Source organism: Pseudomonas sp. GW704-F2, from assembly GCF_059423025.1.
Window position 1 is genome coordinate 17,232 of the sequence record NZ_JBWKXO010000004.1, and the last position, 24,205, is coordinate 41,436.

At 60.0% G+C, this 24,205-nt stretch carries 21 protein-coding genes; 4 read left to right on the plus strand and 17 right to left on the minus strand.

Translation table 11 applies throughout. The features are described 5' to 3' along the window. Positions 1-13 precede the first annotated feature (13 nt). The 16 genes from AC07W0_RS04705 to AC07W0_RS04780 all read right to left on the minus strand — a co-directional run bounded on the left by AC07W0_RS04705 (position 14) and on the right by AC07W0_RS04780 (position 18,439). The gene (locus AC07W0_RS04705; RefSeq protein ID WP_017845376.1) at positions 14-1,390 is read right to left on the minus strand and encodes a sigma-54-dependent transcriptional regulator; all 1,377 of its coding nucleotides are present in this window, start codon (positions 1,388-1,390) and stop codon (positions 14-16) included. A gap of 6 nt (positions 1,391-1,396) precedes the next feature. Then, positions 1,397-2,608: a sensor histidine kinase gene (locus AC07W0_RS04710; protein ID WP_076963048.1), complete on the minus strand. Its 1,212-nt coding sequence runs from the start codon at positions 2,606-2,608 to the stop codon at positions 1,397-1,399. Positions 2,609-2,719: 111 nt separating this feature from the next. Then, positions 2,720-4,195: a sigma-54 dependent transcriptional regulator gene (locus AC07W0_RS04715; protein WP_017845374.1), complete on the minus strand. Its 1,476-nt coding sequence runs from the start codon at positions 4,193-4,195 to the stop codon at positions 2,720-2,722. Between the two features lie 170 nt (positions 4,196-4,365). Further along, entirely contained in the window at positions 4,366-4,662 is a 297-nt protein-coding gene (gene fliT / locus AC07W0_RS04720; protein WP_057003867.1) for a flagellar protein FliT, read from the minus strand. Between the two features lie 24 nt (positions 4,663-4,686). Further along, positions 4,687-5,091 (minus strand): flagellar export chaperone FliS, encoded by a 405-nt coding sequence (gene fliS, locus AC07W0_RS04725; RefSeq protein ID WP_102618111.1) that lies wholly within the window; start codon positions 5,089-5,091, stop codon positions 4,687-4,689. 140 nt (positions 5,092-5,231) lie between these two features. Beyond that, on the minus strand, positions 5,232-6,635 hold the full coding sequence (fliD, locus tag AC07W0_RS04730; protein ID WP_102618110.1) for a flagellar filament capping protein FliD: 1,404 nt from the start codon (positions 6,633-6,635) through the stop codon (positions 5,232-5,234). A gap of 80 nt (positions 6,636-6,715) precedes the next feature. Then, on the minus strand, positions 6,716-7,066 hold the full coding sequence (locus tag AC07W0_RS04735) for a flagellar protein FlaG (RefSeq protein ID WP_057003864.1): 351 nt from the start codon (positions 7,064-7,066) through the stop codon (positions 6,716-6,718). 73 nt (positions 7,067-7,139) lie between these two features. Next, positions 7,140-8,555, minus strand: a complete 1,416-nt coding sequence (locus AC07W0_RS04740; RefSeq protein ID WP_102618109.1) for a flagellin N-terminal helical domain-containing protein — start codon at positions 8,553-8,555, stop codon at positions 7,140-7,142. A 277-nt stretch (positions 8,556-8,832) separates the two neighbouring features. After that, entirely contained in the window at positions 8,833-9,762 is a 930-nt protein-coding gene (locus tag AC07W0_RS04745; protein ID WP_017845368.1) for a ketoacyl-ACP synthase III, read from the minus strand. A 279-nt stretch (positions 9,763-10,041) separates the two neighbouring features. After that, positions 10,042-11,643, minus strand: a complete 1,602-nt coding sequence (locus AC07W0_RS04750; RefSeq protein WP_057003861.1) for a flagellar hook-associated protein 3 — start codon at positions 11,641-11,643, stop codon at positions 10,042-10,044. Positions 11,644-11,657: 14 nt separating this feature from the next. Continuing rightward, the gene (gene flgK, locus AC07W0_RS04755; RefSeq protein ID WP_102618108.1) at positions 11,658-13,700 is read right to left on the minus strand and encodes a flagellar hook-associated protein FlgK; all 2,043 of its coding nucleotides are present in this window, start codon (positions 13,698-13,700) and stop codon (positions 11,658-11,660) included. A 10-nt stretch (positions 13,701-13,710) separates the two neighbouring features. Beyond that, positions 13,711-14,976 (minus strand): flagellar assembly peptidoglycan hydrolase FlgJ, encoded by a 1,266-nt coding sequence (gene flgJ / locus AC07W0_RS04760; RefSeq protein WP_017845365.1) that lies wholly within the window; start codon positions 14,974-14,976, stop codon positions 13,711-13,713. Between the two features lie 4 nt (positions 14,977-14,980). After that, positions 14,981-16,069 carry a flagellar basal body P-ring protein FlgI gene (locus tag AC07W0_RS04765; protein WP_162231513.1) on the minus strand — a complete coding sequence of 363 codons (1,089 nt, stop codon included), beginning with the start codon at positions 16,067-16,069 and terminating at the stop codon, positions 14,981-14,983. Positions 16,070-16,096: 27 nt separating this feature from the next. Continuing rightward, positions 16,097-16,792: a flagellar basal body L-ring protein FlgH gene (gene flgH, locus AC07W0_RS04770; RefSeq protein WP_017845363.1), complete on the minus strand. Its 696-nt coding sequence runs from the start codon at positions 16,790-16,792 to the stop codon at positions 16,097-16,099. A 53-nt stretch (positions 16,793-16,845) separates the two neighbouring features. Then, positions 16,846-17,631, minus strand: a complete 786-nt coding sequence (gene flgG / locus AC07W0_RS04775; protein ID WP_017845362.1) for a flagellar basal-body rod protein FlgG — start codon at positions 17,629-17,631, stop codon at positions 16,846-16,848. Positions 17,632-17,698: 67 nt separating this feature from the next. After that, complete coding sequence (locus tag AC07W0_RS04780; RefSeq protein WP_026139820.1) at positions 17,699-18,439, minus strand: flagellar basal body rod protein FlgF; 741 nt, start codon at positions 18,437-18,439, stop codon at positions 17,699-17,701. Positions 18,440-19,035: 596 nt separating this feature from the next. Between AC07W0_RS04780 and AC07W0_RS04785 the strand changes: the two genes are divergently transcribed. Further along, the gene (locus AC07W0_RS04785; RefSeq protein WP_102618107.1) at positions 19,036-19,824 is read left to right on the plus strand and encodes a hypothetical protein; all 789 of its coding nucleotides are present in this window, start codon (positions 19,036-19,038) and stop codon (positions 19,822-19,824) included. Between the two features lie 43 nt (positions 19,825-19,867). On the opposite strand, the gene AC07W0_RS04790 is transcribed toward AC07W0_RS04785, so the two are convergent. Beyond that, the gene (locus AC07W0_RS04790) at positions 19,868-21,451 is read right to left on the minus strand and encodes a sigma-54-dependent transcriptional regulator (protein ID WP_102618106.1); all 1,584 of its coding nucleotides are present in this window, start codon (positions 21,449-21,451) and stop codon (positions 19,868-19,870) included. 256 nt (positions 21,452-21,707) lie between these two features. Here AC07W0_RS04790 and phhA point away from each other — a divergent pair, with 256 nt between their 5' ends. The 3 genes from phhA (at position 21,708) to AC07W0_RS04805 (ending at position 24,157) form a co-directional block, all read left to right on the plus strand. Continuing rightward, the gene (gene phhA / locus AC07W0_RS04795) at positions 21,708-22,499 is read left to right on the plus strand and encodes a phenylalanine 4-monooxygenase (protein ID WP_046382503.1); all 792 of its coding nucleotides are present in this window, start codon (positions 21,708-21,710) and stop codon (positions 22,497-22,499) included. 105 nt (positions 22,500-22,604) lie between these two features. Then, the gene (locus AC07W0_RS04800; RefSeq protein WP_017845357.1) at positions 22,605-22,961 is read left to right on the plus strand and encodes a 4a-hydroxytetrahydrobiopterin dehydratase; all 357 of its coding nucleotides are present in this window, start codon (positions 22,605-22,607) and stop codon (positions 22,959-22,961) included. After that, complete coding sequence (locus tag AC07W0_RS04805) at positions 22,961-24,157, plus strand: amino acid aminotransferase (protein WP_017845356.1); 1,197 nt, start codon at positions 22,961-22,963, stop codon at positions 24,155-24,157. Before AC07W0_RS04800 ends, AC07W0_RS04805 begins: the two co-directional genes overlap by 1 nt. Positions 24,158-24,205 lie beyond the last annotated feature (48 nt).

A 24,205-nucleotide genomic window follows, 5' to 3' on the forward strand; every position in this document is an offset into this window, starting at 1 on the left:
GCCTTGTTACCGCTCAGATAGCAAACAGATAAGCTTCCACGTCCATCCCCGCATCCCGCATCTGCGCCAACTTGTAGCGCAGGGTGCGTGGGCTGATGCCCAGGCGCTCGGCCGCTTCTTTACGACGGCCGCGTTCGGCGCGCAGGGTGTCGATGATCATCTGGAATTCGCGGCGGCGCAGATCGTCGCCCAGGGCCCCGGCGGATTCGGCTTCGGCGACCAGCGGCGCGGGCGCCAGGCTCGGTAACGGCGCGGCGCCGCTGCCCATGGCCAGGCAGAAGTCCTGAGGCTGGATCAAGCCGCCCTGCTGCAGAATCAACGCGCGCTGAATGGCGTTGTCCAGTTCCCGCACGTTGCCGGGCCATGGGTAGCCGATCAGGCATGCCTGGGCTTCGGCCGACAGCCGCGCCTGGGCGTGCTTCATTTTTTTGACGTGGTTGTTCAGCAGGCGCTCGGCCAGCGGGATGATGTCCGCCGGACGCTCGCGCAGTGGGCGCCAGGCCAGGGGGAATACCGAGAGGCGGTAGAACAAGTCTTCACGAAAGCGCCCCGCCGCCACTTCACCCGCCAGGTCGCGGTTGGTGGTGGCGACCACGCGGATATCCAGCTGGATCGGCTTGCGCGCACCGACCCGCTCCACTTCACGCTCCTGCAGCACCCGCAGCAGTTTGGCTTGCAGACCCAGGGGCATTTCCGAAATTTCGTCGAGCAGGATGGTACCGCCGTCGGCCTGCTCGAACTTGCCCGCCTGGGCCGCGATGGCGCCGGTGAAGGAGCCCTTTTCGTGGCCGAACAGCGTGGCTTCGAGCATGTTGTCGGGGATCGCCGCGCAATTGATCGCGATAAAGGGCTGCTGGGCGCGCCCCGATTGCTGGTGGATATAGCGCGCCAGCACTTCCTTGCCGGTGCCCGACTCGCCGGAAATCAACACGGTGGAATCACTGCGCGCCACGCGGGCCGCGAGCTCCAGCAATTGTGCGCTGGCCGGCTCAAAAGCAATCGGGCCGTCTGCCTCGCCGACTGGAATAACCCCCAGGGCATGCCGCGCCACCAGCTCGATCAGCGCCTTGGGCTCGAACGGCTTGACCAGGTAATCCGCCGCGCCCTGGCGCATGGCATCCACTGCGCGCTCGACGGCGCCATGGGCGGTCATCAGCAGCACCGGCAACTGCGGCTGGCGTGCGCGCAGCAGCGCGAGCAACTGATGGCCGTCCATGCCAGGCATGTTCACGTCGCTGACCACCAGGCTGAAGGCTTCTTGCTCCACCGCCGCCAAGGCGTCCTCGGCAGAACCGACCGCCCGATAGTCATGGCCCGCCAGCAGCAGCGTGTCAGCCAATGCCTCACGCAGGGCACGATCGTCTTCCACCAACAGAACCTTGATAGCCATAGCCTTTTACTCCGCGCTTGCCGCGCATGAAAACAGCGGCAAGGTCATCAATGCACAAGTGCCACGCCCCAAGCGGGAACGCAGTTGCAATTCTCCCTGATGGGCGCGCGCCACAGCCTTGACCACCGTCAGGCCGAGGCCCGTACCGTTGGTCTTGGTGGTGAAAAACGGTTCGCCCAGGCGCTGCAGCACTTGCGGCTCGATACCGCTGCCGCTGTCGCTGATGCACAGGCGCAGGGTTTGCGCACGGGCGTACACATGCACCTTGAGCCGCGCACCGGGGCCGCTGGCCTGGGTCGCGTTTTCGATCAGGTTGAGCAGCGCGCCCACCAGGGTGTCGCGGTTGCACAGCAATTCGCCTTGGTGACTGTCGCACTGCCAGCGCACATTGGCGTCCTGCACATGGGTGGCGGCCGCCGCTTGCAACGCCTGCATCAGGCCGGACGGCGTGATGCGGTCGGTCAGCGGCAATTCGCCGCGGGCAAACACCAGCATGTCGCGCACCTGGTGCTCCAACTCATGCAAGCGCTCCTTGAGGCGTCCGGCAAAACGCTGGTGGGTGTCGGCGGGCAATTGCTCATCAGTCAAATGACTGGCGTAGATCAACGCCGCCGACAACGGCGTGCGGATCTGATGCGCCAAAGAAGCGACCATCCTACCCAGCGACGACAAGCGCTCATGGCGCGCCAGTTGGTCTTGCAGGTGACGGGTTTCAGTCAGGTCGTTGAGCAGCACCAGTTGACCGGGCTCCGCGTCCAGGGAGCGAGTGGCGATGGACAAGCGGCGCCCATCCTTGAGGGAGATTTCATGGCCGTCATCTTCACGCGGCGCGAAGCAGCGGCTGATCACATGGCGCCACAGTTCGCCCTCCAACGGCAGCCCGAGCAGGTCGCAGGCGGCCGGGTTGGCTTCGCGCACACGGCCCTGGTCGTCGATGACGATCACACCACCAGGCAACAGATCGAGCAGGTTCTGCAGACGGTTGGCCAGGCGCTCTTTCTCGGCCAGCTCTTCCATGCGCTGGGCACTGACCACCGCCAACTCGCCCTTGAGCTCGGAGACCCGCGCTTCCAGCAGGCTGTAGGAGTCGGTCAACTGGCTGGACATCTGACTGAACAGCGAGAACGCCTGCTCAAGGCCATGCCGGCTGAGCTGTTCGGCGGACGGGACAGGCCCCTGGAGTTCAGGGGCCAAAGGTAGTTGGGCGGCGTGGGGCATCATGCTCTCTCGCTTGGCTGACCGTCAGTTAAACGGAACGTTGCGAGGGCTGTAGCAATACCCGTGCCTAAAAAAAATACGCTTATTTTTCAGTTACTTGAAAAACAGGCGTCAATCATCTGCCTGTTCATCACCGTCTCGGCGGCTCATCCCGTACTTGCGCATCTTTTCCACCAGGGTGGTTCGACGGATACGCAGGCGCTCGGCCGCACGGGCGACGATGCCGTTGGCGTCGTCCAGGGCCTGCTGGATCAGCCCTTGCTCGAGGTTGCCGAGGTAGTCTTTGAGGTCCAGGCCTTCCGGCGGCAGCATCGCGTTGGCACCGAAGTCCGGGGTATGGCCGTTGAAGGCGATCCGCTCTTCCATGTCGCTGCGCAGGCTGTCCACCAGATGCTCGTCTTCTTCGTCGACGTAGCGGAATTTCTTCGGCAGCTCGACCACGCCGATCACACCGTAGGGATGCATGATCGCCATGCGCTCCACCAGGTTGGCCAGCTCGCGGACGTTGCCCGGCCAGCCGTGACGGCACAGGGACATGATCGCTGCCGAATTGAAGCGAATCGAACCGCGCTTTTCGTGCTCCATGCGCGAGATCAGTTCGTTCATCAGCAGCGGGATGTCTTCCACGCGCTCACGCAGCGGGGCCATCTCGATCGGGAACACGTTGAGGCGGTAATAGAGGTCTTCGCGGAAGCTGCCGACCTCGATCATGCTTTCGAGGTTCTTGTGGGTAGCCGCAATGATCCGCACGTCGACGCTCTGGGTCTTGTTGCTGCCCACGCGTTCGAAGGTGCGCTCCTGCAACACGCGCAACAGCTTGACCTGCATCGGCAGCGGCATGTCGCCGATTTCGTCGAGGAACAGGGTGCCGCCGTTGGCCAGCTCGAAACGCCCGGCACGGCTGGTGATCGCCCCGGTAAAGGCGCCCTTCTCGTGGCCGAACAATTCGCTTTCGAGCAGCTCTGCCGGGATCGCCCCGCAATTGACCGGCACAAAGGGCCCGTCGCGGCGCTTGGAGTGATAGTGCAGGTTGCGCGCGACCACTTCCTTGCCGGTGCCCGACTCGCCGAGGATCAGCACACTGGCGTCGGTATCGGCCACTTGCTGCATCATCTGGCGCACGTGCTGGATCGCCCGGCTGGTGCCGACGAGGCTGCGGAACAGGTTGGGTTCGCGGTGACGACCGCGCTCACGGGCCTGGTCGTACATCTCGCGATAGACCTGGGCGCGGTGCAGGGAGTCGAGCAATTTGCTGTAGCTGGGCGGCATTTCCAGGGCGGACAACACCCGGCGGCGCTGGTCTTCCGGCAGGTCGAGCGAAGAAATATCGCCCATCAGCAACACCGGAAGGAACTCATCCCAGGTTGACAGTGTCTTTAACAAGCCCAGAACTGCGCCAGGAGCGTTTACCGTCCCGATCAGCACACAAATGATTTCACGGCTCGAGGACAACGAGCTGACCGCCTGCTGCCAATCATGGCTACCGCAGGGCAGATTTTCTTCGCCAAGAAAATTTAAAATCACCGCTAAATCGCGGCGGCGGACGCTATCGTCATCAATCAGCAGAATTTTGGTTTCACGCCACATGCAATAGCAACTTCCCTAGTAAAACGCTCTGCCCCAGAGTGAGGGCAATCTAGACGCTTGTAAGATTTCTTACCTTACTAGACGTCTGAAATCTGAAAACAGCACTAGTTAAGTCAAAAATGCTGGCACAGTCAAATATATGACGCACCGTTCGGATTAACTGAGCCCATTCAGCCGAACAAATGGTAAACCTTTGACGCACTTTCCGCTCGATTGATCTGCGACATCTCTTCGAAAATCGCTTGGCGCTCACCGGTCGTCACCTCAAGCAACTGCTGATACACCGCCAGCAAGCTCTCCAGCTTTTCCCGCAGGGCGTCCTCGTCCACCGGCGCTTCACTGAGTACCTGATCAATCACTGCGCGACAGCCCAGGTCCAGTTCGCCAACGGCTTCCCAGTTGCGCTCCGCCAGCGCGCCGATCAGGGCTTCGCGGGTTTCATCGATGCGTTGCAGTGCTTGGCTCATGATCAGTTCCTCAAGGCCGAGGCCTTACTGTGCGGCACCTTGTGGTGCGGCAATGCCATCCCAGCCTTCTTTGACGGTAATCAACAGACGAGCGACTTCGTCGATCATGTCGACATCGTTGTGCAAATTGGCTTCCATCAGACGGTTGGTCATATAGACATATAGACCGTCCAATTGCTGGACGTATTCCTTGTTGTCGCTTTTTTCCGCATCCAGGCCATCACGAAGGCCAATGAGGATGTCAGAAGCCTTGCCGAGCATCAGGCCCTTCTGAGCGATATCGCCACGCGCCAGGGCGCCCTTGGCTTGCGCCATACGGTCCAGACCGCCCTCCATCAGCATTTGCACCAGGCGATGCGGGCTGGCTTCGGAGATCTGAGCATGGGAATTGACCTTCTGATATTGGCGAAGGGCTCTCATGGGATTCATGTTTCTACCTCGTGACAGGCAACAGCTAGATGGGTTGCAGTAACCATTATGTCGACTGGATCGCAAAAAACTTTAACCCGCCGGCGCTATAAAGAACAAAGCCCAGGTCAATGGACCCGGGCTTTTTCACGCACATTCAATCAGCTGCTGCTTTTGGAGTTGCTCAGCGCACTGAGCGTACCAAGGATGCTGCTGCTCTGTTGCCGCAACTGCGCCACCAGCGTGTCCATGGCCGTGTACTTGCGGGTCAAGGCGTCCTGCATCGTCGTGAGACGACCATCCAGATCGGATTGTTGCTTGGTCAGGTCTTTCAGGCTGTCGGCCAACGACGTCGTGCGCGTCGCCAGAATCCCGGTGGAGGCCTTGGCGTAGCCATCGGTAGCCGCCGTCAGGCGCGCCAGCAAGCCGGTCTTGCCGCTGAAAATACTGTTGATGTCGGCAGCATTGGTGGCGACAGCCTTATCCCACTGCTTGCTGTCGATACTCAGCGCCCCGGTGTCCTGGTCGGTCGTGACGCCGAACTGCGCCAGGGACTTCAAGGTGCCGTTGCCGGACAGTGCGTTGAACTCATTGCGGATCGCCGACTGCAAGGTACGCATGGTCGAGTCGCCGGTCAGGGTTGCGGCGATGGAGTTACCGGCAGCATCCTTGGTGACCTTGGTCTCGGCGTTCATAGCCTTGAGCAGAGCATTGTAGGTGTCGACGAAGCCCTTGACCCCGGACTTCAGCGCGGTGGCGCTGGTGCTGACCGAGATGGTCATGGCTGTACGAAGCGGAGTTGGATTCGGATCGTTGGCCGTGACCGTGGGCGACAGCGACAGCAATTTGATACTCACCCCACTGACCGCATCGGTGATGTTGTTGGAGGTGGATTCCGCAGGAATGTTATCGATGGTGTACTTGGCGTTCTGAGGCGCGTCGACCACGGTATAGCCGGTATCAATCCCGGAATTGCCCGACATCGTCAGGTCCGAACCTACCCCGCCCTTGGTGGACGTCAGGATCAGACGCGAACCATTGGAGTCGGTGAGGATGTTGGCACTCAGGCCTGCGGTGCTGAACTGCGAGTTGATCGAGTCGCGCACCTGTTGCAGGGTTGCGCCCGCCGGCACACTCAGATCGAAGTTCTTGCCCGACTGCGAGATGGTCAGCGTCTTTGCGCTGGTGGTGCTGTTGACGACCGTCGACTGGCCACCGGCAAAACTGGTGGTCGACAACTTCGAAGGCTTCGCCAACTGGTTGACGATCAGCGAAAAGCTGCCGTTCGACGCCCCCTGGTTGGCCGTCATGGTGGCGACTTTTTCATCCGAAGACGTGCCGGTCAAACCACTGAAGCTGTTATCGGTGCCCATGCTGGTCAGCGCACCACGAAAGGCGTCCAGGGCTGCCTGGATCTTGCCGATCGACGACAGCTGGGTAGTTGCCTTTTGCGATTGGGTGTTGATCTGCGCCTGTTTCGGCGCTCGCTCGGCATCCACCAGGGATTTCACAATTGCCTGGGTGTCGAAGCCCGACCCCACGCCAGTAATCGTTGTACCCGCCATCATCTTTCTCCTTTACGGTGGCTGCCGTTATCTTGACGAAGAACACTTCAAGCCGTAACAGCAACAATTTTCATGCCAGCTCAAGCCTTGTCGTCAAACAATACGTGACTGGCGCTGGACAAACTTTGCGCCAACTTCAAGGCCGTTTCCGAGGGAATCTGGCGGATCACTTCACCGGTGTCGGTGGCAATGACCTTGACCACAACCCTATGGGTGGAATCATCAATGGAAAAATCCAGATTACGCTGGGCCGCTTGTACGAATTCTTTAATATCGGTGACCGCTTTTTCCAGATCGCCCTTTTGGGGCTTGTCCGTGGTTGGCGCGGCCGGCTCAACCTTAGTCTTGTCTTTGTCAGCAACCACAGGTGCCACGGGTCCTTGAGGGGCCTGTGGCGGATAAGACAAGTTCAGTTTTACATTCATGTCCATGCCCAATCTCCTCTGATTGGAAAAGACGAAAGGGCACGTAAACGCGCCCCCCATCATTTACCCTGCGCCGTGATTACTGAAGCAGCTTCAGTACAGCGGATGGCAGTTGGTTAGCCTGCGACAGGATCGCGGTGGAAGCCGACTGCAGGGTTTGCTGCTTGGTCAGTTCAGCGGCTTCGGAAGCGAAGTCGACGTCCTGAACAGTACTACGGGCAGATGTAGTGTTTTTCTGGATGTTGGTCAGGTTATCCACAGTGCTGGTCAGACGGTTCTGAACAGCACCCAGGCCCGAACGGGAGCTGGAGATGGTAGCGATAGCCTGGTCGATCACGGACACAGCGTTCTGAGCCTTGGTGGCGTCAGTCACGTCGGTCTGCGATACGGAGGTCTTGGCCGAGGCAGCGGAAGTCGCGGCACCGAAGACACCGGTCACACCAGCACCTTCCAGGGAGTAGCCCTTGGAGGAGTTCATGTTCACAGCACCGGTAGCGATGATGCCGTCAGCCAAGGCAGCGGCAGTACCGTAGGTACCGGAACCGTCTTTAGTGGCAACAGTGATGGAACCGGCATCGGTCGAAGCACTGAAGGCCAGGTTTTCACCGGTATCGGATTTAATCGACAGGGTGCCTTTGGATTCATCGTAGTTAACGCTGATACCCAGTTTGGCGGAGTTCGATTTCAGTTGGTCAGCCAGGCTGGCGGTATCCCTCACGCCGACGAACGTGGTGGCTTGGCCGCCAACGGTCATGGTGAACGAAGCCGGAGTAGTTGCAGCAGCAGCGCCGACAACGAACTGAGCTTCAGTGCTGGCGGTAGCGCTCAGGCCACCGATGGCGCCATTGAGCTGGGCAGCGATGGTTTTAGCGGAAGCAGCGGCAGCTACGGTTACGCTGGTAGTCTGACCGTTACCAGTCACAGCGATTGCGCCACCAGCTACACCAGCACCAGGCGTGATGCCCAGGCTTTTGATCTGCTGCGAACCGATGTTGTTGGCAGCAACGTTGTCCAGGCTTACGTTGATGGTTTCGTTAGCGTTGGCGCCAACTTGGATAGCTTTGGTACCGTACGAACCGTCCAGCAGTTTCTGGCCGCCGAAAGTGGTGGTTTGCGAGATACGGGTCAGTTCCGAAGTCAGAGCCTGGTATTCGTCGTTGTTCGACTTACGGTCGTCGGTGCTCAGGGAGCCAGTAGCCGAAGACAGAGCCAGGGTACGCATTTTTTGCAGAATGTCGGTCGAAGCCTGCATTGCGCCTTCAGCGGTTTGCGCGATGGAGATACCATCGTTGGCGTTCTTGACTGCTTGACCCAGGCCGTTGATTTGGCTAGTCATGCGGGTAGCAATACCCAAGCCGGCAGCGTCGTCTTTAGCGCTGTTGATACGCAGGCCGGAAGACAGGCGCTGCATGGAAGTGGCCAGGGAGCTGCCAGCTTTGTTCAGGTTGCCCTGGGTAGTGATGGAAGCAATGTTGGTGTTTACTGTTAAAGCCATGACGAAATCCTCGTTGGATGGATACTGCGGCTTCCGGCCCTGGCAACCGCCGGGTGTGGCCTAGAGAACCTACGTAATAGTTATCGTCGTGGTAGCCGGTTGCTTGAGGAGTTTTTTGATTTTTTTTACTAGCACCGTGCCACCCCTTGTAATTCAAGGGCTTAGTCCGGCAAAAAGGCCTGATTTCATTGGTTTTTCTGGCGCCAAATAAAAAACGCCGATGATCGTTCGATCATCGGCGTCTTCATGCTTGAAGCGCGTGCAACCTATTTAAGCATCACGGACGATAGAGAATCGCCGAGCCCCAGGAAAGGCCCACACCAAATCCGCTGATTGCCACGCGTTTCCAGGTGGAGTCCAGCGCGTGCTTTTCCAGCAGCAACGGAATGCTCGACGACACGGTGTTGCCGGTCTCGACCATGTCCTTGATGAACTTGTCCACTGGCGCATCTTCGAAACGCCGCGCCACGGCGTCGACGATCGCCGCACTGCCCTGGTGAATGCAGAAGGCATCGATGTCGTCGGCCTTGAGGTCCGACTCATCGAGCAGCGCATGCAAGTGCGCCGGCACTTTGAGCAAGGCGAAGTTGAACACCTGGCGGCCATTCATGAAGAACACGCCGTCGCTGACTTTCAAGTGCGGTGCGCCGGAGCCGTCGGTGCCGAACTTGGCCTTGCCGAGCAACCACGAGGCATCTTCACCCATCCAGGTCGCAGTGGCGGCATCGCCGAACAGCATGGTGGTGTTGCGGTCTTCCGGGTCGACGATCTTCGAATACGGATCGGCGGTGATCAGCAGGCCGTTCTTCAGGCCGGTGGCCTCCATGAAGCCCTTCATCGCGTAGATGCCATAGACGTAGCCGGAGCAACCCAGGGAAAGGTCAAAGGCGGCGACGTGAGTCGGCAGGCCGAGCTTGTCCTGGACGATGGCGGCGGTGTGGGGCAAGCCCTCTTCGTCGCCGTTCTGGGTGACGACGATCAGCGCGTCGATGGACTCACGCTTCAACTGCGGGTTGTTGGCAAACAATGCATTGACCGCTTCGACACACAGGTCGGAGGTCTCCTGCCCAGCTTCCTTGCGCGGCAGGAATGCCGACCCGATCTTGCCAATGATGAACTCTTCATCCTTGGCGAATTTGGCACCCTGGGCGTAATTATCGATCCCGTCGGCCGGCACGTAACTGGCGATGCTTTTTATGCCAATCATTGTGGCTTCCCAATACTAAATAGCTGGAGAACACCCCTCGGACGACGCCTGGAGTGCTGACAATAAAGGGGATAACCCCATGACAATTTCGCTGAAAGCCGCCCAGCAAGGACCCTGTGACGACTTATCCTTTTCATACGATACAGTGAAGATGCGCTTTATGACTCACAGGTCACTCAATTTTGTGCGGTTTGTGCAAAACCTTTGAACAATTGAGCCGTAAAAACGACAACGGCCCACCCTGTTTCCAGAGCGGGCCGCGGTGTTGTCACGCTGAAATCACATTTTGCTGAACAGGCTCAACTGGGAAATTTTAACGAAGGCCAGTTGTGAAGCCTGCAACATGGTCTGCTGCAGCGTCAGATTGATCGCCGCCTCTCCCATGTCGACGTTAGCCAGGTCACTCATGGTGCTGGTGTTGGCCAGACCGATGCTGGTGTTTTCGCCGGACTGAATATCCAGGGCGTTCCCCCGCGCACCGATATCACCGCGCACGTTAGTGATCTGGGACATTGAGTTGGCCAAGTTGCTGATGGAGGCATCCAGCACGTCCTTGAGCTTGACCGTCGCCGCCGGATTACCGTCGGCCGGCAGCTCCAGCGCCTTGCGCAATTGGCCGAGGGTGTCCAGCGCATTCTGCGTTTTCTGGGTATTGGCACCGACGGAAAACTGATCGCCCGCTTGTGGCGTACCGCCGCTGATGTCAAACGTCACCCCGGCCGCCGTCAAGGTCGTACCGCCACCGGTATCACCGGTGGCAATGGTTTTGCTAGCGGCCGTGTAGGGCTGGGCGTACACCTCGTAGGCGGTCGCGCTGGTGAACTTGATCAGCGCCCCGCTGTTGCTCGGGAACGTGCTGGCATAGTCCGTCTGGTTGGACACGGTGGCCCCGTTCAATTGCGCAGTGGACGTGTTGCTTGGCGTGCGCGAGATACTGAACGTATCCGGCTTGGCTTCCAGGCTGAACGAGCGATCCTTGACCAGCGCATCGGAGTTGGCGCCCGGGGCAACATCCCCGAGGCCCATGGTGATGTCGAACTTCACCCCACGCAGTGCCACGCTGGTGCTGCCTTCCTTGGTGGCATCGAAGGTGCCGTTACCCGCAATCTCCGAGGTCACGTCAGTGCCGTTCTTATCGGACACCTTGTATTGGGTGCTGCTGGTAAAGGTCAGCTTGTACGGCTGGCCGTCGGCGAACTTGTTGGAGTAGTCGGCGCTTGAAGTCACCAAGCCGGCCGACAGCGCAACCTTGTTGTCATTGACCGTCGGCGGCACCGTCTGAGGCACAGGGGCAAGCCATGTGGCCTGGGTGCGACTGGTGTTGGCGGCGCCCTCCAGAATGGTCTTGCCAGTATCACCGGCGCTGATCTTCAACGTATTGGAGACTTGCAGGGTCAGCGGCGTTTCATCGCCTTGATAACTGTAAGTGCCGTCATTGTTGCGGCTGTAGGGCGGGGTCTGGGTCTTGGAACCGGAAAACAGGTAGTTGCCGGAAGAATCCTTGCTGTTGAGCATGCCCAGGACCTGATCCTCGATCGCCCCGACTTCACTGGCAATCGAGCGGCGATCGGCATCGCTGATCGAGCCGCCGGCACGCAGGGCCAACTGAGTGGCGCGCTGCAAGGCGTCGTTGATCGAGCTGAGCACGCTTTCTTCGTTGGTCAGGGAGTTTTTCAGGCTGGTGATATTGCCATTGAACTGACCCAGCATGTCTTTCTGCTGTTGCAACAACAACAAACGGGCGGCCGCCACCGGATCATCCGCGGCGGTTTGCACACGCACACCGGAACTGGCCTGATCCTGGGCCTTCACCACACTGGAATAGTTATCCGAATACTTGGCGGAACTGGTTTCGAAATACTGCTGTGTAGAAATTCGCATCGCCCCAGACTCCCTTAAAGACTATTGATCAGCGTAGTGAAGGTTTCTTGCGCAGCCTTGATGATCTGCGACGACGCGGTGTAGTACTGCTGGAACTTGATCATGTCGCCCGCCTCTTCATCCAGGTTGACCTGGGACACCGAGTTGCGTGCGTTTTTGTTGGCCGTCAACAACGCGCCAGTGGCCGTGGTGTCAGTAGTGGCCGAGGCGGCCTTGGCCCCCACGGTGGACACCAGGCGGCTGTTGGCCGCGACCAGGCTCACCCCGCCCCCGCTGCCATCGGCCAGACCGACCGAGGCCTTGGTCTGCAGATTGAGCAGTTCCTGGGCATTGCGGTTGTCCGACCTGCCGGAGGCATTGAACGAGAACGTGGTGCTGTCGCCATCGGTCGGCGAGCCGCCGACGGTCGTATCGAAACCGAAGCTCGCGGCCGGTACGACGAGCGCACCACTGGCATCGCGCATCGGTACGTTGACGGTGATCTTGTTACCCTGGCCCGGCACAATCGTGCCGCTGCCTATCGAGTTGCCCTGAGCATCGTTGAGCGTGTAGGCCTGGGTACCGTCGGCTGCCGGCTTGCCGAAGACCATCTTCACCGGCATTGAGTGTTCAATCCCGGCGCGCAGTTGAGCGGTAGTCGCGCCGCCATGAATGTCGATCGGCAGCGTCAGGCTCGGTGGTGTGAAAGTGCCAGTCCCCTGATTGGTTTTACTGCTTTCGCCCAGTAAAGGCCCGGCAAACGCGATTTTATTGGAGTCCGTCATATCGGTGCCGATATGGGTGGCGCCAGTCGCGGTGGGGCTGACCTTGAAGCTATCGCCCGCCGCCATCGCCCCCTTGCCATCCAACGCCAAGGTGAACCCATCGATCACCGGCGGCGGCGTGGTGGTGACGTCGAACGCGCCCATGGCCTTGCCGTCGGAACGCACCACGGTGTAATTGTTGGCGCTGCTGAAGGTGACCTTATAGTCATAGGTCGACAGCTTGCTGGTATCGGCGATGCTCACATTCAGGTTGCCGGCACTGCTGTTACCCACGGCGCCCTGGCTGCGCTGGGCAATCGCTGTCGCGCTGTTGATGTCCTTGAACAGCGAGGTGCCGAAGTCGCCATTCAGGTCCAGGCCTTGGCCCAACTGATTGTTGACCGTATCGGCCGTCGCCAGGGCGATACGCCCCAGATCGTTGATCGCCGGCATCAGTGCATCACTGCGATAACGCAGCAACCCGCCGATGCTGCCGCCGGACAGCACGTTGCCCAGGTCCATAGAGGTCCCGCCGCCCGCGTTCATCTCAATGGTGTACTGGCTAGTGTCGCTCTTGCTCGGCACGGCGGAAATGCTGTTGGACTGGTCGCCCAGCACCAGGGACTGGCCCGAGCCGGTGCTGACACTGAACACACCGTTCTTTTCACTGGTGGTCACCCCTACCAGCTCATTGAGCGAGCGCACGGCCTCATTACGCGCATCCAGCAGATTGGCCGGCGCGGTGTTGGTCGAGCCCTGGACCTGACTGATCTGCTTGTTGAGCGAGGCAATCGAGGAGGTCAACTGATTGACCTGATCACTCATGGTGCTCAACTGGCCGTTGATCGACTCTTTCTGCTGGTTCAACTGGGAGGAGATCGAGTTGAACCGGTTGCTCAGGGTCTGCGCGCTGGTCAACAGCACCTGCCGGGCGGACGTGTCACTGGGGTTGGCGGCCGCGGTCTGCACCGCGGAGAAGAAAGCACTGAGTACCGAGGACATACCGGTGGTCTTGTCCGATAAGGTCTTGTCGACAGCGCTGACCTGACCGGCATAAGCCTTGGCATCGCTGTTGAGCGACGTGCTGTTCTGGTAGGCCGCGTCCAGGAATTCGTTATAGACCCGCCGCACATCCGCCAACGTCGTGCCACTGCCGATGAACACACCGCCGTACTGGTTCGAAGCGCTGGCGTTCTGAGTGGTCTGCTGACGCGAGTAGCCTGCGGTATTGGCGTTGGCGATGTTGTTACTTAAGACCGACAACGATCCTTGAGCGGCGTTGAGCCCCGACATCCCGATATTGAGCAAACTCATGGTTCAGACCTTATAAATGAGTGGTCGCGCCCGCGACAGCGTAGTTCTGGTAACTGTTCATCGTTTTTGCGATCTGCGAAATCTTGCTGGCGTAGTCCGGATCGGTGGCATACCCGGCTTTTTGCAACTCGCGCACAAACTGTTCCGGGTTGTCGGCTGACTTCACAACTTCTTTATAGCGATCATTGCTTTGCAACAACGTCACCAGGTCATGGAAGCTGTCCTGGTAGGAATCGTAGGAACGGAACTGCGCCGTTTCCTTGACCATCGCGCCATCGCGAAACTCGCTGGTGATCGCGCGGGCCTGGCCGCCCTGCCAGCTCTGGCCGGCCTTGATACCGAACAGGTTGTGGCTGCTGCTGCCGTCGTCGGCGCGCATCACCGACTTGCCCCAACCGGTTTCCAGGGCGGCCTGGGCCACCAGGTACTTCGGATCGACACCAATACGCGCCGCGGCAGCCTTGGCCATCGGCAACATGGTGGCGACAAATTCGTCCTGGGAACTGAAGGCTTTCTTCGCCGGCGCCAACGGCGGCTGGGCCACGGCGCGGCCGTAGACCTGCATGCGGCCGCTGGGCACGGCAAAACTGCGTGCGCTGCTGTTGATCACGTTGTCATCGGCGACGCTGTTACGCAGTGGCGCGCGATTGGCATCGATCGCGACCGGCGCGCTCGGCACGATGCCGGCGAGCAGTCGATCGGTCAGTTTGCTCGGCAAGGCGAGACGGCGCTGGTTCATCAGAGCCACGTCGTTGGTGTGAGCGCTGGCGCCTTCGGGGACTGCCACGCGGTAGGCCCACAGTGGGCGCTGGCCATTGGAGCGGCCCAGCGGCCCGGCCGCCTGGGTGCCGGCGGCGATTTCCGTCGGTACGTCGACTTTCTTCACCGGCTCAGCCGCCGCCGGGCCCTGCAAGGTGGCCGCCTGGGCGTCCACCGGCTTGTTCTTCTGCATCTGACGCATCAGCACGTCGGCCAGGCCGATACCCCCGCCTTCGCGGGACATCGAGACAGCCAACTGCTGGTCGTACATTTCCTGGTACTGCTTGGCGGCCGGAGTGTTCAGCGGATTGTCCTTGCCCAGGGCGTCGGTGGCCGAGCGCATCGACTTGAGCATCTCGCTGAGGAACAGCGACTCGAACTCCTGCGCCACTTTGCGCATGTTGCCGTCGCTGTTCTTGTCGGCGCCGACCTTGAGCTGGTTAAGCCGGTTCAGGTCGGAATAAGACCCCGAGTCCGCCGTGCTGCTGATCCCGCTGTTGCGCATATCCATGGCCATGGCCTCAGATCACAATCAGGTCGGCTTGCAAGGCGCCGGCCTGTTTCAATGCTTCGAGGATCGCCATCAAGTCGCCGGGCGCCGCGCCCACTTGGTTCACCGCGCGGACAATCTCGTCCAGGGTGGTGCCGGGGCCGAACTTGAACATTGGCTTGGCTTCTTGCTGGGCGTTCACCCGCGAGCGCGGTACCACGGCGGTCTGGCCATTGGACAACGGCCCAGGCTGGCTGACGATCGGGTCTTCGGTAATGGTCACGGTCAGGCTGCCGTGGGTCACCGCGGCCGGCGACACTTTGACGTTCTGGCCGATCACGATAGTGCCGGTGCGCGAGTTGATAATGACTTTGGCCACTGCCTGGCCGGGGTCGACCTCGAGGTTTTCCAGGATCGACAGGTAATCCACGCGCTGGCTTGGGTCCAGCGGCGCGGTGACCCGGACCGAGCCACCGTCGATAGCCTGGGCCACGCCAGGGCCGAGCATGTCGTTGATCTTGTCGACCACACGCTTGGCGGTGGTGAAGTCGGAACGGTTGAGGTTCAGGGTCAGGCTGTTGCCCTGGTTGAAGCCACTGGGCACGGTGCGTTCAACCGTGGCGCCGCCAGGGATGCGCCCGGCCGATGGCACGTTCACCGTAATCTTCGAACCGTCGCGGCCTTCAGCGTCAAACCCGCCCACCACCAGGTTGCCCTGGGCGATGGCGTAGACGTTGCCGTCGATACCTTTGAGCGGCGTCATCAACAGGGTACCGCCGCGCAGGCTTTTCGAGTTACCGATGGACGACACGGTAATGTCCACCACCTGACCCGGCTTGGAGAACGCCGGCAAGTCGGCACTGATGGACACGGCCGCGACGTTTTTCAGCTGCACGGTGCCCGAGCCCGACGGCACCTTGATGCCGAACTGCGAGAGCATGTTGTTGAAGGTCTGCAGGGTGAACGGGGTCTGGGTGGTCTGGTCACCCGTACCGTTAAGCCCGACCACCAGGCCGTAGCCGATCAACTGGTTAGAACGCACGCCGGAAATGCTGGCGATGTCTTTCAGGCGTTCAGCCTGGGCGACTGCGCTCAGGGACAGCAACAGTGCCGCCGCCATCAGCTGTTTGAATTTCAAAGTGGCCACCTAGAAAGGGAACAGCGGGCTAAGGAAGAAACGGTCGAACCAGCCCGGCTGACTCGCATCAGCAAACGAACCCGTACCCGAGTAGGTAATGCGCGCATCGGCAATACGCGTCGAAGGCACCGTGTTGTCGGTGGCAATGTCATCGGCACGGACCATGCCGGCGATGCGTACCAGCTCGTCACCACTGTTGAGGGTCATCCACTTCTCACCGCGCACGGCGATGATGCCGTTGGGCAATACATCGGCCACCGTCACGGTGATCGAACCGGTCAGGCTGTTGTTCTGTCCAGAGGAGCTCTTGCCGTTGGTGGCGCGGTCACCGCTGTAGCCTGCGCTCAAGCTCAAGTCACCGCTGCCCAAGGGGTTGTTGGTGTTCGGCACGGCACCAAACAACGAGGTCAGGCCAATACCGGTCTTGCTGGTCTTGCCCACCTGCGAGTTGGCGTTCTTGCTGGCCGTGGTCTTCTCGTTGAGGGTGATGGTGATGATGTCACCGACCCGGAACGCCTTGCGGTCGCTGTACAGGTTCTGTTCGAAACCGGCCTGGTAGATCGAGCCGTTATTGGCCGCCGCCGGCAGCGGTGTGCGTGGCAACACCGGCGCGTAGTACGGGTCATTGGGTTTTGGCGTCGGGGCGACACAGCCCGCGAGCACGGCAATCCCACTCAATGCCAGAACGGAAACATAGCGATTCATGACCCTAACCTCACGGTGTTGCAGGCGCCCTCAGGAGCGCCCCATAGACTTGATTACAGATTCTGCGTAACGAACGAAAGCATCTGGTCGGCGGTGGAAATCACCTTGGAGTTCATCTCGTAGGCACGCTGAGTGGTGATCATGTTGACCATCTCTTCCACTGTGCTGACGTTGGAGGTTTCCAGGGTGCTTTGCAGCGTGGTGCCGAAGCCGTTCAAGCCCGGGGTGCCGATTTGCGGCGCGCCACTGGAGGCGGTTTCCAGGAACAGGTTGCCGCCGATGGCTTGCAGGCCGGCCGGGTTGATGAAGTCGGCGGTTTGCAGGTTGCCGATCACTTGCGACGCCGGGTTGCCCGCCACGGTGATGGACACGGTGCCATCGTTGCCGACGGTGAAGGTCTGGGCATTGGCCGGCACGATAATGGCCGGTTCCAGGGAGAAACCGTTGGACGTGACGATCTGGCCGTTGGAGTCCAAGTGGAAAGAACCATCACGAGAGTAGGACGTCGTCCCGTCTGGTTGCAGGATCTGGAAGAACCCTTTGCCGTTGATCGCCATATCCAGAGGCTGACCGGTTTGCTGCAGGTTACCGGCCGTGAAGTTCTTCTGGGTGCCGACGATCTTCACACCGGTACCCAATTGCAGGCCCGACGGCAGTTCGCTGTCCTGGGTCGACTGGGCGCCTGGCTGGCGCTTGATCTGATAGAGCAAGTCCTGGAACTCGGCGCGATCACGCTTGAAGCCCGTGGTCGAAACGTTCGCCAGGTTGTTGGAGATGGTGGTCAGGTTGGTGTCCTGGGCGGACAGACCTGTTTTGGCAACCCATAGAGCCGGAAGCATGCTGTTCTCCTTCGTGCGCCTGTTTGTTGGCGCTGCGCCGCAAAATTAGTATTCAGTGAAACCGCTATCAGCTCATCGCCAGAACGCGGGTCATGGCCTGGTCGTCTTCTTTAGCGCTGTTCATCATCTTGATGTGCAGCTCGAACTGCTTGGAAAGCGCCAGCACCGCGGTCATTTCTTCCACCGCATTGACGTTGCTCGCCTGCAGGAACCCCGAGGTCAGCTTGACGTTCGCGTCGGCCTGGGCCGGCTGGCCGTCCTTGGTGTGGATGGTGCCGTCCAGGCCTTTGGTCATGTTCTTGAGATCGGGCTGGACCAGCTTGATCCGGTCCACTTCAGCCATCACCCGCGGGCCTTCACCCATTGCGCGGATGCTGACGGTGCCGTCGGCGCCTACTTCGATCTTCTGCTGCGGCGGCACGGCGATCGGACCACCGTTGCCCATGATCGGCATGCCATTGCCGGCCCGCAGCACGCCGAGCGCATCCACATTCATGCTGGCGCTGCGCACGTAGGCTTCGCCGCCATCGGGGGTTTGCACGGCCATCCAACCGTCACCACTGACCGCCACATCGAGGTCACGACCGGTTTCGATCATGGCACCCGGAGAGAAGTCGGTGGCAGGCCGCTCGGTCATGGCAAACGCCCGCGCCGGAAAGCTGTCACCGAACACCGGCATCGAGCGCGCCTGCTCAAGGTCACGCTGGAAGCCGTTGGTGGAAATGTTCGCCAGATTGTTGGCATGGGCCTTCTGCGCCAGAGCATTCTGGCTGGCGCCGGTCATTGCCACGTAAAGGTACTTGTCCACGCTCTATCCTCTTTCTGACGGACGTTTGCCGCCCACCGCTGTACTGATGAGGCTTAAGCAATTTGCGAACCAACTTTCAAAAAGTGCAGAAAGCCCAAGCGGGGCAAGGGTTTGCGGCAAGGCGTGAAAAAAGGCAGGCCCAGGCGGAGTCGAAAAAACGGCGGAGTTATGCCGCAGACGGCAACGGTTGGTGTCCCGCAGGCTTTTCCCGGCGCTCAAGCGCTACGCATGGGTGGAGCGCGGAGCACGCCGAACCGCTGAAACACTTGGCAAGCCACTGGGCACTTGCCTCCCCGTTGGTCACCTCAAAACGATGGGGCCGAGGTTTTGTTGTCCGACCATTACAAGCGCCAAAAAAACCATATGCCTGACGGCCCCGTAAATGCGTGAGTACATATGTAGCTGGCTTGTTTTTTATAAAACCCCGACAAAGCCAACTCCAAACAAGAATAGTCCGATAGCTTTTTACATTTACTGATCAAAACCCACTTGGCGTTCAAATACAGCACCCGTAACTTCGGTGCGACGCAAAGCGGTCACGACTACTTTCCGATCATTCGCACCTTATCAACTTATTATTTTCCAAGGATACTGAAATGCCTGGTATTGATAATGCACCCCATACGCACATGACGACAACTTGGCAAAAACAATTTTCTTATAACGAAATTCTAGACCGGTTCGAGCCATTAAGCAGCCTATCACCCGAACAACGGCGCGAGTTGGAGATACACCCGGAGCTGAATCCTAACAATAAAGAATACTGGGAAAGCCGAGCTGGGGAATACGATGCCGGGACACTGCCGCCCTGTTGCGACCTAGACCCGACGACCTCGGCGTTCCTGGAGCTGCTGGACAACATCCCCGGCAGGACCATCGAGACCGGCCTGGGCGTGTCCGCCAACGATGTACGCAGCGGCAAGTTTGGAGCGTTATCGCACAGCGCACTCAGGGAACTGGAAAAACTGGATAAGAACCAAAACTACCAATTGGTCTCCCGTGTTAAAGAGGAGAATGACTCAATGAGCGGATCATTGGCATGGTTCCCTGAAAACGGCGGCAGCCCCATTGAAATCGAAAGTTCTACAGAGGGAACGGTATTTCCGCCCAATGGCTCAGCGTTGCTTGAACATATCGACTTATCAATGCTTATACCCACCTATAACAACGAAGGGGTTTCTGCCAACGAACTGAGATCCGGAAAGTACGGGCGCCTTCCCCCAGAGATCAATCAGAGCCTTGAAAAACTGCAGAACCATAAAGACTACGCACTGACCACACTCTTTCCCCCCCCACCCAATGAAGCGCCTTACATGGCCTGGGTTGAGAAAAAAACAGATGACACCGTGCTCATCCATCAAGATCCAAGCTACGCGATGTATTGACGCCGCCGTGTCACCCCTCGCAGAAAAACCCTGGACATGGCGTCTATCGAGCAGCGTGTTCAGGGGTTTTGCCCTCTTTGCCCAAACCATAATCCCGCAACTTGTTGGCAATCGTTGTATGGGAAACGCCCAAGCGCTTGCCCAACTGCCGACTGCTGGGATGTTCGGCATACAGACTTTCCAGCACGGCCTTTTCAAACCGGCCGACGATGGCTTCCAGGCCGCCCTCCAGAGAGAAATCGCCAAGCGGCTGACGCACGCCATAGTCCGGCAGACGAATGTGTTCAGCCTTGACCGTCCCGCCCTCACACAGCGACACCGCCTGGAACAGGACGTTTTCCAGTTGCCGTACATTGCCCGGCCAGTGGTAATGGCTGAGCCGCTCCATGGCCGCCGAAGCCAGTTTGGGCAACGGGCAGCCGATCTGCCGGCTGGCTTGATCGAGGAAGTGTTCCACCAGCGGCGCCAGGCCATCGAGGCATTCGCGCAGCGGCGGGATATGCAGCGACAGCACGTTCAGGCGGTGATAAAGGTCCTGACGGAATTCGCCCCGCGCGCAGAGTTCCGAGAGGTCCACCTGGGTTGCGCAGATCACCCGCACATCCAGGTACACCTCTTCATCGCTGCCGACTCGGCGAAAGCCACCGTCCTGCAGGAACCGCAGCAACTTCACCTGCAGGCGCGCGCTCATTTCCCCGACGCCATCAAGAAATAGCGTACCGCCCGCCGTCAGCTCCAGCAGCCCCAGCTTGCCCTCGGCCCGTGCCCCCTCAAAAGCGCCGGGGCCGTAGCCGAACAGCTCGGTCTCGGCCATCGACTCCGGCAAGCCGGCACAATTGAGCGCCATCAACGGCGATTGGCCACGAGGGCTGGCCAAGTGACAGGCGCGGGCAAGCAGCTCCTTGCCGGTGCCGGTTTCGCCTTCTATTAGTAGCGGCGCATCCAGCGGCGCCATGCGTCGGGCCTCACGGACCACGGCAGCCATGACCTTGGAACTCTGGAAGATGCTGTCGAAGCCACGCAGCTCCTGCTTGCGCACATTGTAGATGCGCTCACCGACGCGGTCGGCACGGTGCAGGGTCAACACTGCGCCGGCCATGGCTTCGCTGTCGTCGTGTTCGGCGGATTGCAGCGGCGCGATGTCCGCCAGGAATACGTCACCCTTGACCTTGACCCGCAGGCCATTGATCCGCGATTTGCTCGCGCGCACCAGTTCCGGCAAGTCGAAATCCTCGGCGTAGCGCGACAGCGGAATGCCCGGCACCTCGTCCACCCGCACCCCGAGCAACTGCGCGGCCGCGCGGTTAGCGGCAACGATCGAGCCCCCCATGTCGATGGACAGCACCGGAAACTCCAGGGCCCCGAGCAATGCATTGAGTTCCATGTGCCGACGTTCGCTGGGCATGAGCCCCACACGCTTTACGCCAAACACCCCGGCAATCGCCTCGAACTGCGGGCGCAAGGCCTGGAATTGCATGTTCACCAGATTCGGACAGAACAGGTAAATGGCATTGCCATGCTCACCGCCGACCTCGCCCTTGGCGACGTTGACGCCGTACTCCACCAACAGGTTGAGAATGTCCCGCAGGATGCCGATGCGGTTCTGGCAATGCACTTTGATACGCATGAAAAGGCCCGAAGAAGGGTAGGCGCCGCGTCTTTTTGTCGCTGGGCGCAGATAGTCGTCAAGATTATGTGACAGTCAGCCGTCTTTTCACAGCCCGACGCATCAATGAACGGCCAATCCGTAACGAATACTTTACGAATATCGGTAAACTTTCCTACAGCACCCTTGCGCAGGCCGCTGAAATCTCGCCCCAATCGGGTTATCAATACGTACATCGCAGGACATAACAAGAACGAATGCCTAGCAGGAGAGCCGTATGAAGCAGACGCACTACGTGGCCCGCGAGCCCGATGCGCAAGGTTTTATCCACTACCCGCCGGAAGAACACGCGGTGTGGAACACCCTGATCACACGCCAGTTGAAGGTGATCGAGGGCCGGGCCTGCCAGGAATACCTGGACGGCATCGACAAGCTCGGCCTGCCCCTGGACCGCATCCCGCAACTGAGCGAAATCAACACGGTGCTGGCCGAGACCACCGGCTGGCAAGTCGCCCGCGTGCCGGCGCTGATCCCCTTCCAGACGTTCTTTGAATTACTCGCCAACAAGCAGTTTCCGGTGGCGACTTTTATTCGCACCCGCGAAGAACTGGACTACCTGCAAGAGCCGGATATTTTCCACGAGATCTTCGGCCACTGCCCGCTGCTGACCAATCCCTGGTTCGCCGAATTCACCCACACCTACGGCAAGCTCGGCCTCGCGGCCACCAAAGAGCAGCGCGTGTACCTGGCGCGCCTGTACTGGATGACCATCGAGTTTGGCCTGGTGGATACGCCCGCAGGCCGGCGCATCTACGGTGGCGGTATTTTGTCGTCGCCCAAGGAAACGGTGTACAGCCTGTCGTCCGAACCCGAGCACCAGGCCTTCGACCCGCTGGAGGCAATGCGTACACCGTATCGCATCGACATCCTGCAACCGCTATATTTTGTCTTGCCCGAGCTCAAGCGCCTGTTCGATGTCGCCCAGGAAGACATCATGGGCATGGTCGAGCGCGGCATGCAGTTGGGTCTGCACGCACCGAAGTTCCCACCCAAACCCAAAGCGGCGTGAACCGTAGGTTTTGATACCAGGTGAATCTGTTCCCTGGCCCCGCGTTGCTTTAGGGTGACGCCACTGACGACCGTTTTCCAGACACTCGAATTCAGGACACCCCACATGACCACCTTGAACCAAGCCCACTGCGAAGCCTGCCGCGCCGATGCCCCGCAAGTCAGCGATGAAGAACTGCCGGTGCTGCTCAAGCAGATCCCCGACTGGAACATCGAAGTCCGCGATGGCGTCATGCAACTGGAAAAGGTTTTCCTGTTCAAGAACTTCAAGTTCGCCCTGGCCTTTACCAACGCCATGGGCGCCATCTCCGAAGCCGAAGGTCACCACCCAGGCCTGCTCACCGAGTGGGGCAAGGTCACGGTGACCTGGTGGAGCCACTCCATCAAAGGCCTGCACCGCAACGACTTCATCATGGCCGCGCGCACCGACGAAGTGGCCAAGGATGCCGAGGGCCGCAAATAATGCACTTCGATGCGATTGGCCGCGTGCCCGGCGACCCGATCCTCGGGCTGATGGACCTGTATGCCCAGGATGCCAACCCGAACAAGTTCGACCTCGGCGTGGGCGTGTACAAGGACGACCAGGGGCTGACACCGATCCTCCCTTCCGTGAAACTCGCCGAGCAGCGCCTGGTGGAGCAGCAAACCACCAAGACCTACATTGGCGGCCACGGCGACGCTGCGTTCGGCAGATTGATCAGCGAACTGGTGCTCGGCGCCGAGTCCACGCTGCTGCGCGCACACCGTGCCGGTGCGACCCAGACTCCAGGCGGCACCGGCGCCCTGCGCCTGAGCGCCGACTTTATCGCCCACAGCCTGCCCGGCCGCGGCGTATGGCTGAGCAACCCGACCTGGCCGATCCACGAAAGCATCTTCGCCAAGGCCGGGATCAAGGTCAGTCACTACCCTTACGTCGGCGCGGACAATCACCTGGATGTGAGCGCGATGCTGGCGACCTTGTCCACGGTGCCCGAGGGCGACGTGGTGCTGCTGCACGCCTGCTGCCATAACCCGACCGGTTTCGACCTGTCCCAGGCTGACTGGCGCCAGGTCCTGCAGATCGTGCGCGAGCGCCACCTGCTGCCGCTGATCGACTTCGCCTACCAGGGCTTTGGCGACGGCCTGGAGCAGGATGCCTGGGCGGTGCGCCTGTTCGCGAGCGAGCTGCCGGAAGTGTTGATCACCAGCTCCTGCTCGAAGAACTTCGGCCTGTATAGCGACCGCGTCGGCGCGCTGATCGTGTGTGCGGCGGATGCCGAAAAGCTGACGGATGTGCGCAGCCAGTTGGCGAATATCGCGCGCAACCTGTGGTCGACTCCGCCGGATCACGGCGCGGCAGTCGTCGCGACGATCCTCGGCGATGCCAAGCTGAAGGCACAGTGGAGCGACGAAGTCGAAGCCATGCGCTCGCGCATCGCACAGTTACGCGCCGGGCTCGTGGAGGCGCTCGCGCCACACGGGCTGGCCGAACGCTTTGCACATATCGGCGCACAACGTGGGATGTTTTCCTATACCGGCTTGAGCGCCGAACAGGTCAAGCAACTGCGCGAGAAACACAGCGTGTATATGGTCAGTTCGGGGCGGGCCAACGTCGCGGGGATCGATGCGACGCGATTGACGCTGCTGGCGCAAGCCATTGCAGACGTTTCGCACACTTAACCGAATAAAATGCAAAACCCAATGTGGGAGGGGACTTGCTCCCGATAG

Bases quoted from the DNA above. Each gene is read 5' to 3' on its own strand.
- AC07W0_RS04745 (WP_017845368.1), bottom strand. From the start codon at position 9,762: ATGATTGGCATAAAAAGCATCGCCAGTTACGTGCCGGCCGACGGGATC.
- AC07W0_RS04800 (WP_017845357.1), top strand. From the start codon at position 22,605: ATGACCACCTTGAACCAAGCCCACTGCGAAGCCTGCCGCGCCGATGCC.
- flgG (WP_017845362.1), bottom strand. From the start codon at position 17,631: ATGCTTCCGGCTCTATGGGTTGCCAAAACAGGTCTGTCCGCCCAGGAC.
- AC07W0_RS04785 (WP_102618107.1), top strand. From the start codon at position 19,036: ATGCCTGGTATTGATAATGCACCCCATACGCACATGACGACAACTTGG.
- AC07W0_RS04705 (WP_017845376.1), bottom strand. From the start codon at position 1,390: ATGGCTATCAAGGTTCTGTTGGTGGAAGACGATCGTGCCCTGCGTGAG.
- AC07W0_RS04735 (WP_057003864.1), bottom strand. From the start codon at position 7,066: ATGGACATGAATGTAAAACTGAACTTGTCTTATCCGCCACAGGCCCCT.
- fliS (WP_102618111.1), bottom strand. From the start codon at position 5,091: ATGAATCCCATGAGAGCCCTTCGCCAATATCAGAAGGTCAATTCCCAT.
- AC07W0_RS04805 (WP_017845356.1), top strand. From the start codon at position 22,961: ATGCACTTCGATGCGATTGGCCGCGTGCCCGGCGACCCGATCCTCGGG.
- flgH (WP_017845363.1), bottom strand. From the start codon at position 16,792: ATGAATCGCTATGTTTCCGTTCTGGCATTGAGTGGGATTGCCGTGCTC.
- AC07W0_RS04715 (WP_017845374.1), bottom strand. From the start codon at position 4,195: ATGTGGCGTGAAACCAAAATTCTGCTGATTGATGACGATAGCGTCCGC.
- flgJ (WP_017845365.1), bottom strand. From the start codon at position 14,976: ATGGCCATGGATATGCGCAACAGCGGGATCAGCAGCACGGCGGACTCG.
- AC07W0_RS04710 (WP_076963048.1), bottom strand. From the start codon at position 2,608: ATGCCCCACGCCGCCCAACTACCTTTGGCCCCTGAACTCCAGGGGCCT.
- AC07W0_RS04750 (WP_057003861.1), bottom strand. From the start codon at position 11,643: ATGCGAATTTCTACACAGCAGTATTTCGAAACCAGTTCCGCCAAGTAT.
- flgK (WP_102618108.1), bottom strand. From the start codon at position 13,700: ATGAGTTTGCTCAATATCGGGATGTCGGGGCTCAACGCCGCTCAAGGA.
- AC07W0_RS04740 (WP_102618109.1), bottom strand. From the start codon at position 8,555: ATGGCTTTAACAGTAAACACCAACATTGCTTCCATCACTACCCAGGGC.
- phhA (WP_046382503.1), top strand. From the start codon at position 21,708: ATGAAGCAGACGCACTACGTGGCCCGCGAGCCCGATGCGCAAGGTTTT.
- fliD (WP_102618110.1), bottom strand. From the start codon at position 6,635: ATGGCGGGTACAACGATTACTGGCGTGGGGTCGGGCTTCGACACCCAG.
- AC07W0_RS04765 (WP_162231513.1), bottom strand. From the start codon at position 16,069: ATGGCGGCGGCACTGTTGCTGTCCCTGAGCGCAGTCGCCCAGGCTGAA.
- AC07W0_RS04790 (WP_102618106.1), bottom strand. From the start codon at position 21,451: ATGCGTATCAAAGTGCATTGCCAGAACCGCATCGGCATCCTGCGGGAC.
- fliT (WP_057003867.1), bottom strand. From the start codon at position 4,662: ATGAGCCAAGCACTGCAACGCATCGATGAAACCCGCGAAGCCCTGATC.